The following is a 15,563-nucleotide window of genomic DNA, read 5'->3' on the forward strand; positions in this document are numbered from 1 at the left end:
TGTGTGATTGTATTCACACACAGATGGAGTTCCCCAACAGTCTTATTTCCACACGGTGGAGAAGGAGTGCACGATGGCACAGCGGGTTCAGGTAGTACTTGTTGATGATATTGATGGCGGAGATGCGGACGAGACCGTCTCTTTTGCCATTGACGGCACTCACTACGAGATTGACCTTTCCACGGCACACGCTGCTGAACTGCGTCAGGCTTTCGAGCCGTGGACGGCAGTCGCACGCAAGGTGACTAACCGTAAGAGCGCAAGCCGTGGCCGCAACCAGGACACGGCCAAGATTCGTGCGTGGGCGAAGAAGAGCGGCTATGACGTTTCTGAACGTGGACGCATTTCTGCAGATATTCGCGAGGCATACGCGAACGCCAACTAGGCAATAGGGATTGCTTGATAGGTAATATTGAGCGGCAATGAAGACCGCAGACGGCTCCGGCTCCTTCGTGGAGGTGGGGTCGTTTGTGCGTGTCGCCCATGACAGACGGACAACCACAGGAGAATGACACCATGGCGAACACCGTGTGGTGGGGAACGTACCCAGAAGCTGGGCTGGGGTCCCCGACAGGTACGGGCGAAGGCGTCTGGCGCCAAAGTGCCAGCGATGCTTCACGTGCATTGGAACTTCCTGCGCCGTCCTTCATGGCCGGGCATCCCTCGCTGTCACTGCTCTATGTGACATCTGAAGAGGACGCCTCTCAGTTGCACGTGGTTGACGTCAGTGATGAGTCTGCGCCCAGCGTTGCTGCCTCCGTCCCTACTGGGGGTTCGGGAGCCTGTCACGTCCTCATCTCACCGGACGCGCGCACCTTGTACATCAGCCACTACGGTTCCGGCGATCTGAGCGTGATCCAGCTCGATGAGAACGGAATGCCCGTTGCTGAGGCTGCGGCACAAGTACTGGGGCACGCCGGTTCGGGACCTCGCACTGATCGTCAGGATGCTCCACATGCGCATTCGGCTGGCTTTGGCCCTGGAGGGCACCACGTGCTCGTCGCGGATCTCGGCACCGATGAGTTGCGTCGCTACGCGGTGCGGGCTGATGGACTCCTTGACGATCACGGCATTGCCGCGACCCTGCCGGCAGGCTCCGGACCGCGGCACTTCGTCGTCGGTGACGGACGCGGTGGAAGTGATCTTCTCTATGTCGCGTGTGAACTGAGCGGCACCATCGTGACGTTGCGATGGGATGCACATGCTGGTGAGGCCTATGCCATTGCCGAGCAGCCGGTCACGACCGTTTCCCCCAGGAGCGCCGACGACAACTACCCCTCGCACATTGTCCTGCACGACGGTGTGCTCTTCACCGGTGTCCGGGGTGCGGACGTCATCGCTTTGCACGACCTCTCGCCTGAAGGGCAACTGAACTATCGGACCTCGATAGACGCAGGGCACTGGCCTCGACACTTCGCCATCATCGCCCAGCGGCTTCACGTTGGAGCCGAACGCGGACATGAGGTGCGTACCTACGACATGGACGATGTGCTCGCATTGCCTCCCGAGAACGAGGTCGGGTACGTGGCCCACGTAGCCCACGCATCGGCCGCCATGCCCAGCCCGGCCTTCGCGATCGCGCTTCCCTGACCACGTTCGGCACACCGGCATCGGCCGTGGCCTCGACAGCGGCCAAAAGTCCCACCGGCAACCCCGTGCAACGGCGATAGGCTAGAGCCATGACCTACACACTGATCCTGCTCCGCCACGGCGAGAGCGAGTGGAACGCAAAGAACCTGTTCACCGGCTGGGTGGACGTCGAACTCAACGAGAAGGGCTGGGGCGAAGCAGTCCGCGGCGGCGAGCTGCTGAAGGCCGAGGGCGTGCTGCCCGACGTCCTGCACACGTCCCTCCTGCGCCGCGCCATCATGACCGCCAACCTGGCGCTCGATGCTGCGGACCGTCACTGGATTCCTGTGAAGCGTGACTGGCGCCTCAACGAGCGTCACTACGGTGATCTCCAGGGCAAGAACAAGGCTGAGACCCTCGAGCAGTTTGGCGAAGAGCAGTTCATGACGTGGCGCCGCTCTTACGACGTGCCGCCGCCCGTGATCTCGGACAGCAACGAGTACGGTCAGGCTGGGGACCCTCGCTACGACGGTGTCGACACCCCCAAGACCGAATGCCTTAAGGACGTCCTTGAGCGCGCACTCCCTTACTGGGAGGGCGAGATTGTGCCTGACCTGAAGGCAGGCAAGACTGTGATGGTTGCCGCACACGGCAACTCGCTGCGCGCCATCATCAAGCACCTCGATGGCATCGCCGATGACGCCATCGTGGGCGTGAACGTGCCCACCGGCATCCCCCTCGTGTACGAACTGGACGAGGAAACCCTCAAGCCAGTCAAGGCCGGAGGCACCTACCTCGACGCTGACGCTGCTGCTGCCGCGATTCAGGCTGTCGCGAACCAGGGCAAGAAGTAGGGCCGAGCGCTCGTGAGATAGCAAAGGCGCCCATCTCCTGTGTGGAGATGGGCGCCTTTGCTATGCGGCCGATGCCGGTTTGAGTTTAGAAACGGGCTCGCGATCCGGTGTGGTCGCCGGTCACTAAGTACACAATCTGGCGCGAGACAGCTACGGCGTGGTCGCCGAAACGCTCGAAGAAGCGCGCAAGAAGCGCGATGTCGAGGGTCTCCTGTACGGAACCGGCATAGCCAGACTCCAGAAGCGTTTGGTACGACTTCGCGTGAAGCTGATCGAGTTCATCGTCGTCGGACACGATGCCTGCGGCCGTGTTGAGGTCGCGGCTCTCAAGAAGGCCCACGGTTTCGTTGGCGGCACGTTTGGCGGCCTCGGTCATCCCACGAATGATCTCGATGTGCCCGTCAGGGATGGCGCTCTCGGGGTAGGCGCGGCGTGCGGCCTCGGCGATGTGCTGGGCAAGGTCACCCATGCGCTCGAGCGACGCGGAAATGCGCAACGACGAGATGATCGTGCGCAGGTCAAGGCCCACGGGCTGCTGCTGGGCGATGAGGAGCACGCAGCGCTCGTCGACGGTGGCTTCGAGCTCATCGAGCTTGACGTCGTCGGCAATGACTTTTTGGGCCAACTCGATGTTCTGTTCGAGCAGGGCTTCCGAGGCGCGGGTAATCGCTGACTCGACGTGGCGGCTCATGGTGATCAGATCGTCGGCCAATTCCGACATCTCTGCAGTGAAAAGCGTACGCATGACTCTCCTTAGGCGGTATGCATCATTCCTAGTGTGGCACCGCTCGCGGGCCAGCACTAAAGAAAGCCCTTGCGAACCAGTAAACATCGTGTGACCAACGGGAAACATTGGGTGAACTTGCCGTGGCCTCGCTACTGTGACCACATGACCCTCGAGATGTGGCTTGCCGCAGCCATCGGTGTCGTGGTGGGTGCAGCCGGCATGGCGCTGGTGGTAGCACTCATGAAACGACGCGCCAGTGACGAAGGCGGCAACACGACGATTCCTCACCGCACGCGAGAGGTCCTGTCTGCCTTGCAGTCCGGGAGCATCGTGGTGCGCCGTGACCGTCGCGCCGCGTTCTCAAATCACACCGCATCCGCCCTCGGTGTGACCCGACCGGACGGTGCGCTCCACCCCGGGGTGGCGGACCTCGCTGAAGTGGCGTGGGCCGCAGAACAGGTGGTTGAGGACGAGGTCGAGGTTAGCCGGGGAGTGCTGGGAGCGTCGTCTATCGTTCACGTCCGCGTTACTCCGCTCAGCAATGATCTGGCGCTCGCGATTGCGAATGACAACACTGAAATGCGCGCCGCGGAGCAAACTCGCCGTGAGTTCGCCGTGAACGTGTCTCACGAACTCAAGACCCCCGTGGGTGCGCTGTCGCTCTTGGCTGAGGCGATCGAAGGCAACGCCGACGACACGGAAATGGTCGAGGACTTCGCGAAGAAGATCCGTCGAGAAGCACGCAGGCTCACCAAGCTCATCCAGGAGATTATTGAGATTTCCCGGATTCAGGGCGGCGAATCGGTGATTGACCACGAGGTGGTGCCGCTGGCGGAGGTCGTCGAAGAAGTCGTCGAAGCCGCTCAAGTGTCCGCTGAGGCTCGTGACGTGACGGTGGTGGCAGACGTCTCGGCTTCTCCCACCGTGATGGGTGACCACGACCTCTTGGTGATGGCGCTGCGCAACCTCGTTGACAACGCCATCAACTATTCGGATCGCGGATCACACGTCACCGTGACACTCGCGCGAGATGCCGATACCGATGTCGCAGTTCTGAAAGTCATCGACGCGGGCATCGGAATCTCAACGGAGAACCAGGAGCGCATCTTCGAGCGGTTCTTCCGTGCAGATCCCGCACGGTCGCGCGAGACCGGTGGTACGGGGCTCGGCCTGTCGATCGTCAAGCACGTTGTCCTGCAGCACTCGGGAGTCGTAGAGGTGTGGTCAAAGCCCACCGTCGGCTCCACCTTTACTGTTCGTCTCACCATCCACCAGGAGGAGCAATGACGGAGGCGAGAATTCTCGTCGTTGAAGACGAGGAGTCGTATCGCGACTCCCTGAAGTACTTGCTGCGACGTGAGGGCTTTGACGTCCTACTCGCGGAGGACGGCCAACAAGGCCTCGACGCATTCGTGCGCGACGGAGCGGATGTGGTGCTCCTTGACCTCATGCTTCCGCGCATGTCCGGCACCGAGGTGTTCCGTGAGATCCGTGAGCGTTCAAACGTGCCGATCATCATGGTGACGGCCAAGGACGACCAGGTGGACAAGATCATTGGCCTTGAACTTGGAGCCGACGACTATGTCACCAAGCCCTATAGCGCTCGTGAACTCGTGGCGCGCGTACGCTCGGTCCTGCGTCGCCACGGTGCGGCGTCCACCGACATCCCCGATGAACCCGAGCGTCTGACTGTGTCCGGCATCACCATGGATCCCGAGCGACTGTCGGTGACCCGTGGGGACGATGTGCAGAACCTGCCCCCCAAGGAGTTCGCACTGCTGTACCTGCTGGCGCAGAACTCCGGCCGTGTGCTTCCTCGCCAGGTCATCATCGACCGCGTCTGGGGTGCCGACTACTTTGGCGACACCAAGACCCTCGATGTTCACATCAAGCGTCTGCGTGGACGAATCGAAGAGGACCCTTCGCAGCCGATGCTGATCCAGACGGTACGGGGAGTGGGCTACACCTTCGAAGATTAGACGCTCGAATCGACAGGTAGCCCCCGCGCCTGTTTACCTAATGTTCACCTGAAGTTCAGTTTGGCGACAGTATCGCGTTACCTTGGATTCCTACCTTGGTATAGCCCGGCAACGCGTTGGGCCCTACACAGCCGCACCGACACCTGGGGACTGATTCTGTGATGATTAAGATTCGCGCGGGGGCGACCGCCGCCGCTGCGACGGTCGCGGTCTTGCTCGCGGCTTGTACGCCCACGAATGAGGCCGCGTTGGAAGCCTCACAGGTGACCTCAGATCTCGCAGGCAACCTGCAAGGCGCGGGTTCGTCGGCGCAGGAAGCTGGCATGGACGCTTGGCGGGCCGCGTTCCAGAGCAACAACCCCGACGTGAACGTGGGGTACGACCCCGTCGGATCGGGTGGCGGTATTGAACAGTTCCTCTCGGGCGCTGTTCCGTTCGCCGGTTCCGATGGACTGCTCAGCGACCATGAGTACGAGATCGCAGCGGAACAATGCGCTGGTGACGGTGGTGCCTACCACCTCCCGATGTACATTTCCCCTGTCGCCGTGATCTTCAACATCCCTGGGATCGCGTCGCTGAATATGGACGCCGCCACCATCGCGCGGATCTTCAACGGCGACATCTCGTCCTGGGACGACCCAGATATTGCCGCGCAGAACGAAGGCGTCGAGCTTCCCGCGCAGACCATCACGGTCGTTCCACGCTCGGACAGCTCGGGCACTACCGAGAACTTCACGGACTACCTCGAGCAGGCTGCCGGTGATGCCTGGCCGTACGAGGCGTCTAAGGAGTTCCCCGCGACCGACGCTCAGCGTGTAGGCGGCGACGGCACCTCCGCGCAGATCGACCAGATTCGCTCCAGCGAGTACTCGGTGGGCTATGCCGACGCGTCACGTTCGGGTGGGCTTGGAACTGCCGCGCTCAAGGTCGGCGACGAGTACGTCCCGTTCTCGCCTGAGGCCGCAGCGAACATCGTGGCTGCCTCTCCCGTCATGGACAACGCGAACGGTGAGAACGACCTTGCCTACGCCATCGACCGCACCACAACCGACTCATCGGCCTACCCTCTGACGCTCGTGAGCTATCACATCGTGTGTGCCGAGTATGAGAACCCGAACGAACGTGAACTCCTGACTGAGTTCGAAAAGTTCGTGGCATCGGAAGAGGGCCAAGATGTCTCGGCTGCGGCTGCAGGCTCGGCCCCACTGACCGCCGAACTATCCGACCGCATCATCGCTATCCTCGACGAGATTGCGGCGACGGAGTGACGCTCACCCCGCGCCCAGCGCCGTCTACTGCCGTTAAGGTGGGCGCAGTCGCTAGTCCAGTGATCACAGACCCAAGGGAGACCTGACCGTGACCACGACCCCGTCGTCCACTGACTCTCAGTCGGCAGGAAACGACTACGGCACGCACCCCGGCGCACGCGCAAACGGCATCTTCAAGGGCCTGTCCACCGGTGCGGGTGTCCTCATCCTCGTCACGCTCGCCGCGGTCGCCACATTCCTCTTGGTCGAGGCCTGGCCCGCATTCGTGTCCTCGTCGGAAGACTTGGGCCAAGAGGTGTCCTTCATCAAGCCCGAGGACGGCCAGTCGCTGATGGAGACCATCGGCTTCCTGGTGTACGGCACGGTGCTGATGTCGGTCATTGCGTTGGTCATTGCTACGCCGATTTCCATTGGAATCGCGCTCTTTATCTCGCACTATGCCCCACGCCGCCTCGCACAGACACTCGGCTACCTGATCGATCTGTTGGCGGCGGTGCCTTCGGTGGTCTATGGCCTGTGGGGTGTGGCCGTCCTGGTGCCATTCCTCAACCCGTTCTACCAATTCTTGGCGGACTACCTCGGCTTCATCCCGCTGTTTGCAGCGCCGGAATCCGGTGAGATTTTCACTGGCCGAGTCGCCATGTCGGCCGGAATTGTGCTCGCCATCATGATCCTCCCGATCATCACCGCTATCACCCGCGAAGTGTTCCTACAGACCCCCGTATTGCACGAAGAGGCCGCGCTCGCGATGGGTGCCACGCGTTGGGAAATGATCCGGATGGCCGTGTTCCCCTTCGCTCGCTCCGGCATGGTCGGAGCCACGATGCTTGGCCTGGGTCGCGCACTTGGCGAGACCATGGCGGTGTTGATGATCATCAGCCCTGGACTCACCCTCTCGCCATACATTCTTCAGCCCAACCAGCACAACACCGTGGCCGGCTACATCGCGCTGCAATTCCCTGAGGCGAACGCGATGGGCGTGTCCTCGCTGGTGGCCATGGGCCTTGCGTTGTTCGTGATCACGCTGCTTGTCAATATGCTCGCGCGGTGGGTTGTCTCGCGCCGGAGCGAATACTCGGGAGCGAACTGATGGCTACCACTTCGACGACCCCATTCGGGGAGATCTCCGCGTCGCGTCGGGCCAAAGATCGGGTCATGACCGCCGCGATGTACATCGCGTTCGTGCTCGCGATGATCCCTTTGGTGTGGCTACTGCTGACCGTTGTCGTGAACGGCATCGACCGGTTCCTGATCTCGGACACGTACCCGGACAGCGGCTTCAATTTCGAATTCCTGAACCAGTCCATGCGCGGCATTTACGGCGCTGAAGCTCCTTTTGGCGGCATCGCGCACGCGATGGTGGGCTCGCTCATGATGACGCTTGCCGCCACCGTCATCTCGGTCCCGGTGGGCCTGCTCACTGCGGTCTACCTTGTGGAGTACGGGCACGGCCCAGTCAAGAAGGGCATCCGCTTCTTTGTTGATGTGATGACGGGCATCCCCTCGATCGTCGCGGGCTTGTTCGCCTATTCACTGTTCGCAGTGATCATGGGGCCAGGCACCAAATTGGGCATCGTGGGTGCTGTGGCGCTCTCAATCCTGATGATTCCTGTGGTGGTCCGCTCCAGCGAGGAAATGCTGCAGTTGGTCCCCAACGAACTGCGCGAGGCGTCCTACGCCCTTGGTGTGCCCAAGTGGCTCACCATTACCAAGGTCGTGCTACGCACCTCCATCGCTGGAATCACGACGGGTATCACGCTTGCAATTGCTCGCGTGATCGGCGAGACCGCGCCACTGCTCGTGGCAGTGGGCGTCGCGGATTCCATGAATTGGAACCTCTTTGACGGCCGCATGATGTCGCTGCCCGTCTACATCATTACCGAGTACGAAAAGGGCGAGCTCCCGTGCACCACGGATACCTGTGTTGCTGACATCGCGGAGTACCGAGCGTGGGCCGCCGCGCTCGTCCTGATTGTGATCGTGATGGGCCTCAATCTTGTGGCCCGACTTGTTGCCAGATATTTCTCCCCGAAGAGCGGCCGCTAGCCGCGCCAGATCGGAGCCATGCAGTGTCAAAGCGCATTGACATCAACAACCTGAATGTCTACTACAGCCAGTTCCTGGCTGTTGAGGACGTCTCGCTGTCGATCGAGCCCAAGGCCGTCACCGCCTTCATCGGTCCATCCGGTTGTGGCAAGTCGACGTTCCTTCGCACCCTTAACCGGATGCATGAGGTCATCCCCGGCGGACGGGTTGAGGGCGAGGTCCTCATTGACGGCGTCGACCTCTACGGCAAGGACGTCGACCCTGTCACCGTGCGCCGTCACGTCGGGATGGTCTTCCAGCGCCCCAACCCGTTCCCGACGATGTCGATTGCGGAGAACGTGTTGGCGGGCTATCGCTTGAACAACAAGCGCGTGTCCAACTCTGATGCGGAGGACCTCGTGGAGTCCTCGCTGCGTGGAGCGAATCTGTGGGACGAGGTCAAGGATCGCCTCAACAAGCCTGGCTCCTCGCTCTCTGGTGGCCAGCAGCAGCGTCTGTGCATTGCGCGTGCGATCGCGATTAAGCCGGACGTCTTGCTGATGGACGAGCCGTGCTCGGCGCTCGACCCGATCTCGACGTTGGCTATTGAGGACCTCATTACGGACCTCAAGGACCAGTACACGATCGTCATCGTGACGCACAACATGCAACAGGCCGCGCGCGTGTCCGACACCACCGCGTTCTTCAACATCGCCGGCACCGGAAAGCCCGGAAAGCTCATCGAAATGAATGACACCACGACGATGTTTTCAACGCCGTCGGAAAAGGCCACCGAGGACTACATCTCGGGCCGTTTTGGTTGATCGCTAGGCGGCGTCTGCCGCACACACGAAAGGGCTCCCAGCGTGATGCTGGGAGCCCTTTCGTGTGTGATGGCCGTAGCCATCGCACGGTGCGGTGCTAGCCGATTTCGGCGACGATGTCGGTGTACTCCGGCAGGGTGCCGTCGAGCACTGGCGCGGAGACCGCATAGGTCTTGCTGCCGGTTTCCTGGAACAGCACGTCAACGACGAGACCTGGCTGGACGGTCGAGGTTCCGGAGACTTCGACGTCGCCGTCTTCGGGGCCGAGCTTGATGCTTTCGCCAGCGTCAATCGCTACGGGCGTGGCAGTGGTGCCGTCAAAGGTGATGGTGAACTCCACGTCCTCGTCGGAGTCGTTCACGATGGTGCCGATCAGTGTGGCGGGGGAGTCGACTGCTTCGGTCAACACAATGAGGTTGAGTGCGGAGACGTCTTCCACGAACAACTGCGAGCCGTCGGAGGCCGAGTAGTTCTGTTGTGTCGTGATGGGGTTGACGTAGGAGCATCCGGTGAGTGCGGCTGCGGCGAGTGCTGCGGCGGCAATACTGGCGGGGACGGTGCGCTTCACTGCGTGAAAACCTTTCGCGGGAACATGGTTAAACCCAAGGATACTGGTCACGCGTAGCATTGCGGAACGGCGCGTCGTTACCGGCGAAAAAGAAGACCCCTGTTAGTGCAACGCTCCCGGTGGTAGAATCGTTGCGACACGAAGGGGCACACCTCACATGAACTTTGCCGTCGGCGAGACCGTCGTCTACCCGCACCACGGTGCGGCGAAAATTCAGGACATCAAAAAGCGCATCATTAAGGGCGAGGAAAAGACGTATCTCAAACTTAAAGTCGCGCAGGGTGATTTGACGATTGAGGTGCCCGCGGAAAACGTTGACCTCGTCGGCGTCCGCGATGTTGTCGATCAGGCTGGACTGGAGAAGGTCTTTGACGTTCTTCGCGAGCCCTATGTGGAAGAGCCCACCAACTGGTCGCGCCGCTACAAGGCCAACGTCGAGAAGCTTGCTTCGGGCGACGTGATTCGCGTGTCGGAAGTGGTGCGTGACCTGTCACGTCGCGACACCGACAAGGGTCTCTCTGCCGGTGAGAAGCGCATGCTTCACAAGGCTCGTCAGATTCTCGTGAGCGAGTTGGCTCTCGCAGAGAAGTGTGACGAGGAAACTGCTGAAGCCCGTCTGGACGAGGTTCTCGCCTCGTGACCGTAGCGGCGGTCGTCACGGCCGCCGGTGCAGGAACTCGCCTTGGGGCGGATGTTCCTAAGGCTCTAGTGACGGTGCAGGGTCGGCCTCTGGTCGCATGGGCGGTGGAGAACATCAGCCATATCGCCGATGCCGTGGTCGTCACTGCGCCTACGTCTCACCTCAAGGAGTTTCACGACGCTGTTCCGTCTGCCACGGTGGTGGCCGGTGGAGAGAGTCGCCAAGACTCGGTCGCCCGAGGGTTAGCGGCATTGCCCGAGGACGCCAGCATCGTCCTTATTCACGATGCTGCCCGTGCCTTCCAACCCCATCACGTGATGAGTGCAGCCGTGGAGGCTGTGCGAGCCGGAGCAGACGGTGCTGTCCCCGTACTCCCGCTGGTCGACACGTTGGTTGCAGCGACGGATGACGGCACCCTCGGAGCTCCCGTCAATCGTGACGGGCTGCGTGCCGTGCAGACCCCGCAGGTTTTTACTGTCGATGTTGCCCGTGCCGCCCACGACCACGCCGCGACCGCGGGGACCGCCCCCGCGACGGATGACGCACAACTTGCCCGCGCGGCGGGCTTTCGTATTGTTGACGTGCCGGGCGATGATCGCGGGTTCAAAGTCACTCGACCCTGGGACCTTGCGCTCGCCGCGCACGTTGCTAGCGAACGCACCTCGTAGCAGCGCTTGTCTCACAAGTGCTCGTTTCACAGGAGTAAGGAGTTCACATGATTCCGCGGACAGGGTTGGGCGTCGATGTCCATGCGTTTGGTGGTGAGGGCGAACTCGCCCTTGCTGGCCTGGTGTGGCCTGGCGAGACGCCGCTGAGCGGCCACTCCGATGGCGATGTCGCGGCTCACGCGGCATGCGACGCGTTGCTGAGCGCTGCCGGTCTGGGTGACTTGGGTTCCAACTTCGGTACTGACCGTCCCGAGTGGGCTGGGGCTGCGGGCACGGCGTTGCTCGCTGAGACGGCCTATCGTGTCCGCGCGGCGGGCTTTGAGATCGGCAATGTGACCATTCAAGTGTTGGGTAACCGTCCCAAGTTGTCGCCGCGGCGGGCGGAAGCGGAGCGAGTGCTATCGGAGGCCATTGGGGCTGCAGTCACCGTCAGTGCCACCACCACGGATGGTTTAGGGCTGACGGGTCGTGGTGAAGGTGTGGCGGCGATCGCGTCGGCGCTGGTCGTGGCGGCACAGGCCCGGTAGCCTGGCATCCGTGACTCTCCACCTGTTTGATACCGCCACACGCACCGAGGGGCCCTTCGAGCCTCGCGAGCCCGGGAAGGTCGGCATCTACCTGTGTGGGCCTACGGTGCAAAGCTCGCCCCACGTTGGGCACCTTCGTAGCGCTGTCGCCTTTGACGTCTTGCAACGTTGGCTCGAGCGCACCGGCCACGACGTGACGATGGTGCGCAATGTCACCGACATTGACGACAAGACCTTGGCCAAAGCGGCCGATGCAGGCGTCGAGTGGTGGGCATGGGCGCTGCGCCACGAACGCGAGTTCCAGGATGCCTACGCGGCCGTGGGAGTGAAGCAGCCTGCCGCCGAACCGCGTGCTACCGGACACATCCCAGAGATCCTCGCGTTGGTGTCGCGACTTATTGACGCCGGCCATGCCTACGAGCTTGACGGCTCTGTGTACTTCGACGTGCGCTCGTACGCCGATTACGGCACGTTGACCCGGCAGGCGCTCGATGACCTGACCCCCGCGCCCGACGCCCCCGCAGATGACAAGCGTGATCCCCGCGACTTCGCCCTGTGGAAGGCCACCAAGTCCGGCGAACCTGACACCGCGTCATGGGACTCACCTTGGGGTCGAGGACGTCCAGGCTGGCACATTGAGTGCTCGGCCATGGCACGGCGGTACTTGGGTGATTCGTTCGACATTCACGGCGGCGGTCTCGACCTGCGCTTCCCGCATCACGAGAATGAGCAGGCTCAGTCACGGGGTGCGGGCTACGGGTTTGCGAATCTGTGGATGCACTCGGCTTGGGTGACGCAGTCGGGCGCCAAGATGTCGAAGTCCTTGGGTAACGGGCTGCTGGTGAGTGATGTCCTCTCGCGCTATCCGGCGCCGGCGCTGCGTCTCGCGCTCGCGCAGGTGCACTATCGCTCGATGCTCGAGTACTCGGACAAGACCATGGAAGACGCCGCGGCAACGTGGACCCGCTTGGCAGGCTTCGTGTCCCGTGCCTCGGAGAAGGTCGGGGCGCTGACGCTCGAACAAGTCCGAGGGAGTGACCTTCCGGCGCCGTTTGTGGAAGCGATGGATGATGACCTCTCGGTGCCGCGCGCTCTTGCGCACGTGCATGAGACGGTACGTGCCGGCAACGCCGCGTTGACGGCGGGCGACGATGAGGCTGCGTCGCAGGCTTTGCTTCAGGTACGCGCGATGCTCGATGCTCTGGGCCTCGATCCCGCCTCGGGATGCTGGGCAGGTGCCGCGAGCGGCGATGGCGCTGCGATGGTTGCTCTCGATTCATTGGTGCAGTCCAACATCGCGGCACGGGCTCAAGCTCGTGCGGACAAGGACTGGGCAACGGCAGATGAGATCCGTGACCGTTTGGCTCAAGCCGGCATCGTGATTGAGGATGGCGCGGACGGTGCGCGGTGGAGTTTGTCGACGGAGGACTGACGCGCTCGCTCGACTGCTGACGCGCGCGCCCGCCCAGGGCGACTACCCTTGACCCCATGGCAGGTAACTCCAAGCGCCGCGGCGCCACGCGCAATGCAGCATCGAAGAAGGGTGCGTCGGTCGGTACCGGCGGCCATGGCCGCAAGGCTCTCGAAGGTAAGGGTCCCACTCCGCGCGCCGAGGACCGCCCCAACCACAAGGCGTATCACGCCAAGAAGCGCGCTGAGGCTGAAGCCGCCAAGCGCCCACAGGGCAAGCGCCAGGGCCCGCGTCACCGCACCTCCTCGTCAGACGAGTTGGTGATTGGACGCAACAGCACTGTCGAGGCACTGCGGTCTCAACTCCCCGCGAATACGCTGCACATTTACAACCGCATTGACGCCGATGACCGCATCACCGAGATCGTGTCACTCGCCGTTGAGCAGGGCGTTGAGGTTCGCGAGGTCACGAAGAGCACTCTTGATGCCCTCGCTGGGGGGAGCCCCCACCAGGGTGTCGCGCTTGAGGTGCCGCCCTACGTGTACGCCGACCCTGAGGACCTTCTTGACACTGAAGGTCGCCAACTGATTGTGGCGCTCGACGGTATTCAGGACCCGCGCAATTTGGGTGCTGTCATGCGATCGGCGTCGGCTTTTGGTGCCACCGGTGTCCTCATTCCGGAGCGCCGTGCGGCTGGTGTCACCGTTGCCGCCTGGAAGGTGTCCGCTGGAGCGGCCTCGCGGATTCCTGTGGCACGCGCCACCAACCTCACACGCGCACTCGAGTCGTACAAGAAGGCCGGCATTTTTGTGGTGGGCCTTGATGCAGGTGGCGAGGTCTTCCTGCACGAGTCGGAGCTGCTCGACGGCCCGCTGGTGATCGTGGCGGGTGCGGAAGGTAAGGGCTTGTCGCGCCTCGTGCGCGAGACCTGCGATCAAATCGTGTCCATCCCGATCGGCGGGGACACGGAGTCTCTCAACGCATCCGTGGCGGCGTCAGTTGCGCTCTACGAGGCCTCACGACGCGGCGACGCCTCGTAACAGCACCCGTCACACAGCACCACCCGTCGCGCCGGTCGACGCTGGCGGGGCCTAGTCGCGTAGACGACCCACGGTGGGCGGAAGCTGCCACGCGGGAATGCTGCGCGTCTCCGTGGACGTCTCGGGATCGCCCTCAGCACTTGTGCCGATGGCGTGCCCCAGGACGGCAGCCTCGTCGGGTCGGGCGGGGAGCACGTGCTTGACGTATGAGGCAACGGCCTCGGGCATCGTGATGTTGGAGCGTTTTTCTGCCAGGAACCAGCGGTGGTCCAACACCTCGTGGTACACCTGCGCTGGCTCCAGTTTGCGTCGGAACTCCTTGGGGACGGCGCGTACCGTCGGTTCAAAGTTCCGTGCAAGCCATTCGTGTGCGGCGAGGGTTTCTTCTTCGTCGGGGAACGTGACGGCGCGGAACTCGTCGAGATCGTTGAGGAGCCGACGTGCCTGATTCTCCTGGACGTCGAGTCCGGTGAGCCGGAGCAAGCGGCGGGAGTGGTGCCCTGCGTCGACGACCTTCGGATGAATCGACAACTCGGAGCCGTCCGAGGTTTGCGTCATGTCCAGTTCAGCGACATCGAAGCCCAACTCGTTCAACGCCTTCACTCTTTCGGCGACGTGATAGCGCACGTTGTCGTGGAACGTTTCCTTACCGGTCAGAGTCGACCACAGATCGCAGTAGCGTTCTTTGATGCGGTCTCCGAGGTCAAGGGGCTCGACGGCATCGTCGAGTTCCTCGGCCGCCTGGAGGTCGAACATCTCGCCGATGATGTTGGTGCACGCCAACTCGATGTCGTAGTTGCGCTGACCGGCAGTGAGCGACGCATGGATATCGCCGGTCTCGGCGTCCACCAGGTAGGCGGAGAAGGCCTCAGCGTCGCGGCGAAAGAGCGCATTGGAAAGCGAGACGTCGCCCCAGTAAAAGCCCAGTAGATGCAGGCGCACGAGGAGCACGGCGAGTGCGTCAATGAGCCTGTCCAGTGTGTCGTCCCGCAGAGCCTGGCTAAAGAGGGCGCGGTAGGGCAACGAGAACTGCAAATGTTCCGTGACGAGCGCAGCCGGAAGTTCATTGCCGTCCTTGTCTCGACGTCCGTCCACGACGGCGAACGGCACCACACACGGAGCTCCCATGCGCCCCAAGTCCTTGAGCATCGTGAACTCGCGCTGAGCCATCGGCCCTACGGTCTCCTTGACCGCCAGGACGCGCCCGCGGAACCGGACAAACCTGACGACGTGGCGCGAGATGCCTCGCGGCAGTGCGGCCAGAGTGTCTTCAGGCCAGGTTTCGAGCGGGACGGACCACGGTAGATCCAGGAGTTCTGGATCCACGGCACCGGTGATCTTGAGAGGCATAGTGCCATCGTAGGCCGCTTGCGCAAGACGGGCCGATGCTGGGGCCGCTTCTCAGCCCGAGGTAGTGGTGACGAACGTGGCTATGACGCACGAAGGGCGGCCCGGGATACCCG

Annotated in this window: 17 protein-coding genes; 14 read left to right on the forward strand and 3 right to left on the reverse strand. The window is 62.5% G+C overall.

All coding sequences use genetic code 11. The features are described 5' to 3' along the window. Positions 1 to 73 precede the first annotated feature (73 nt). From AOP79_RS05635 to AOP79_RS05645, 3 genes are all read left to right on the forward strand, one after another. The gene (locus AOP79_RS05635; RefSeq protein WP_062071394.1) at positions 74 to 385 is read left to right on the forward strand and encodes a histone-like nucleoid-structuring protein Lsr2; all 312 of its coding nucleotides are present in this window, start codon (positions 74 to 76) and stop codon (positions 383 to 385) included. A 131-nt stretch (positions 386 to 516) separates the two neighbouring features. Beyond that, on the forward strand, positions 517 to 1,590 hold the full coding sequence (locus AOP79_RS05640) for a lactonase family protein (RefSeq protein ID WP_161794228.1): 1,074 nt from the start codon (positions 517 to 519) through the stop codon (positions 1,588 to 1,590). A gap of 89 nt (positions 1,591 to 1,679) precedes the next feature. Continuing rightward, a complete protein-coding gene (locus tag AOP79_RS05645; protein WP_062071398.1) occupies positions 1,680 to 2,423 on the forward strand; it encodes a phosphoglyceromutase in 744 nt (247 codons plus the stop codon). A gap of 85 nt (positions 2,424 to 2,508) precedes the next feature. Here the strand turns inward: AOP79_RS05645 and phoU are convergent, their stop codons facing one another. Beyond that, positions 2,509 to 3,168, reverse strand: coding sequence for a phosphate signaling complex protein PhoU (phoU, locus tag AOP79_RS05650; RefSeq protein ID WP_062071401.1), 660 nt, complete (start codon positions 3,166 to 3,168; stop codon positions 2,509 to 2,511). 144 nt (positions 3,169 to 3,312) lie between these two features. Between phoU and AOP79_RS05655 the strand changes: the two genes are divergently transcribed. The 6 genes from AOP79_RS05655 to pstB all read left to right on the forward strand — a co-directional run bounded on the left by AOP79_RS05655 (position 3,313) and on the right by pstB (position 9,246). Further along, positions 3,313 to 4,437, forward strand: coding sequence for a sensor histidine kinase (locus AOP79_RS05655; RefSeq protein ID WP_062071404.1), 1,125 nt, complete (start codon positions 3,313 to 3,315; stop codon positions 4,435 to 4,437). Beyond that, the gene (locus AOP79_RS05660; protein WP_062071407.1) at positions 4,434 to 5,129 is read left to right on the forward strand and encodes a response regulator; all 696 of its coding nucleotides are present in this window, start codon (positions 4,434 to 4,436) and stop codon (positions 5,127 to 5,129) included. Before AOP79_RS05655 ends, AOP79_RS05660 begins: the two co-directional genes overlap by 4 nt. 161 nt (positions 5,130 to 5,290) lie before the next feature. Continuing rightward, positions 5,291 to 6,397: a phosphate ABC transporter substrate-binding protein PstS gene (locus AOP79_RS05665; RefSeq protein ID WP_062071410.1), complete on the forward strand. Its 1,107-nt coding sequence runs from the start codon at positions 5,291 to 5,293 to the stop codon at positions 6,395 to 6,397. An 82-nt stretch (positions 6,398 to 6,479) separates the two neighbouring features. Next, a complete protein-coding gene (gene pstC, locus AOP79_RS05670; protein WP_082093403.1) occupies positions 6,480 to 7,487 on the forward strand; it encodes a phosphate ABC transporter permease subunit PstC in 1,008 nt (335 codons plus the stop codon). Further along, positions 7,487 to 8,443 carry a phosphate ABC transporter permease PstA gene (gene pstA / locus AOP79_RS05675; RefSeq protein ID WP_082093404.1) on the forward strand — a complete coding sequence of 319 codons (957 nt, stop codon included), beginning with the start codon at positions 7,487 to 7,489 and terminating at the stop codon, positions 8,441 to 8,443. Before pstC ends, pstA begins: the two co-directional genes overlap by 1 nt. A 23-nt stretch (positions 8,444 to 8,466) precedes the next feature. After that, positions 8,467 to 9,246, forward strand: coding sequence for a phosphate ABC transporter ATP-binding protein PstB (pstB, locus tag AOP79_RS05680; RefSeq protein WP_062071415.1), 780 nt, complete (start codon positions 8,467 to 8,469; stop codon positions 9,244 to 9,246). 97 nt (positions 9,247 to 9,343) lie between these two features. On the opposite strand, the gene AOP79_RS05685 is transcribed toward pstB, so the two are convergent. Next, on the reverse strand, positions 9,344 to 9,814 hold the full coding sequence (locus AOP79_RS05685; protein WP_062071417.1) for a hypothetical protein: 471 nt from the start codon (positions 9,812 to 9,814) through the stop codon (positions 9,344 to 9,346). A 157-nt stretch (positions 9,815 to 9,971) separates the two neighbouring features. Between AOP79_RS05685 and AOP79_RS05690 the strand changes: the two genes are divergently transcribed. Genes AOP79_RS05690 through rlmB form a run of 5 tightly spaced genes read left to right on the forward strand, consistent with a single transcriptional unit; the run spans position 9,972 to position 14,100 of the window. Next, positions 9,972 to 10,454: a CarD family transcriptional regulator gene (locus AOP79_RS05690; RefSeq protein ID WP_062071419.1), complete on the forward strand. Its 483-nt coding sequence runs from the start codon at positions 9,972 to 9,974 to the stop codon at positions 10,452 to 10,454. Further along, entirely contained in the window at positions 10,451 to 11,122 is a 672-nt protein-coding gene (ispD, locus tag AOP79_RS05695) for a 2-C-methyl-D-erythritol 4-phosphate cytidylyltransferase (RefSeq protein ID WP_062071421.1), read from the forward strand. The genes AOP79_RS05690 and ispD overlap by 4 nt, the downstream gene beginning before the upstream one ends. 47 nt (positions 11,123 to 11,169) lie before the next feature. Beyond that, the gene (gene ispF / locus AOP79_RS05700) at positions 11,170 to 11,649 is read left to right on the forward strand and encodes a 2-C-methyl-D-erythritol 2,4-cyclodiphosphate synthase (protein WP_062071423.1); all 480 of its coding nucleotides are present in this window, start codon (positions 11,170 to 11,172) and stop codon (positions 11,647 to 11,649) included. 10 nt (positions 11,650 to 11,659) lie between these two features. Continuing rightward, the gene (gene cysS / locus AOP79_RS05705) at positions 11,660 to 13,081 is read left to right on the forward strand and encodes a cysteine--tRNA ligase (protein ID WP_062071426.1); all 1,422 of its coding nucleotides are present in this window, start codon (positions 11,660 to 11,662) and stop codon (positions 13,079 to 13,081) included. 56 nt (positions 13,082 to 13,137) lie between these two features. Continuing rightward, positions 13,138 to 14,100 (forward strand): 23S rRNA (guanosine(2251)-2'-O)-methyltransferase RlmB, encoded by a 963-nt coding sequence (gene rlmB / locus AOP79_RS05710; RefSeq protein WP_062071428.1) that lies wholly within the window; start codon positions 13,138 to 13,140, stop codon positions 14,098 to 14,100. A gap of 51 nt (positions 14,101 to 14,151) precedes the next feature. Here rlmB and AOP79_RS05715 read toward each other — a convergent pair whose 3' ends face one another. Further along, positions 14,152 to 15,450, reverse strand: a complete 1,299-nt coding sequence (locus tag AOP79_RS05715; protein ID WP_082093405.1) for a DUF4032 domain-containing protein — start codon at positions 15,448 to 15,450, stop codon at positions 14,152 to 14,154. Between the last annotated feature and the right edge of the window lie 113 nt (positions 15,451 to 15,563).

It is taken from the genome of Demequina sediminicola (assembly GCF_000975055.1).
In the GTDB taxonomy this organism is placed as follows: Bacteria; Actinomycetota; Actinomycetes; order Actinomycetales; family Demequinaceae; genus Demequina; species Demequina sediminicola.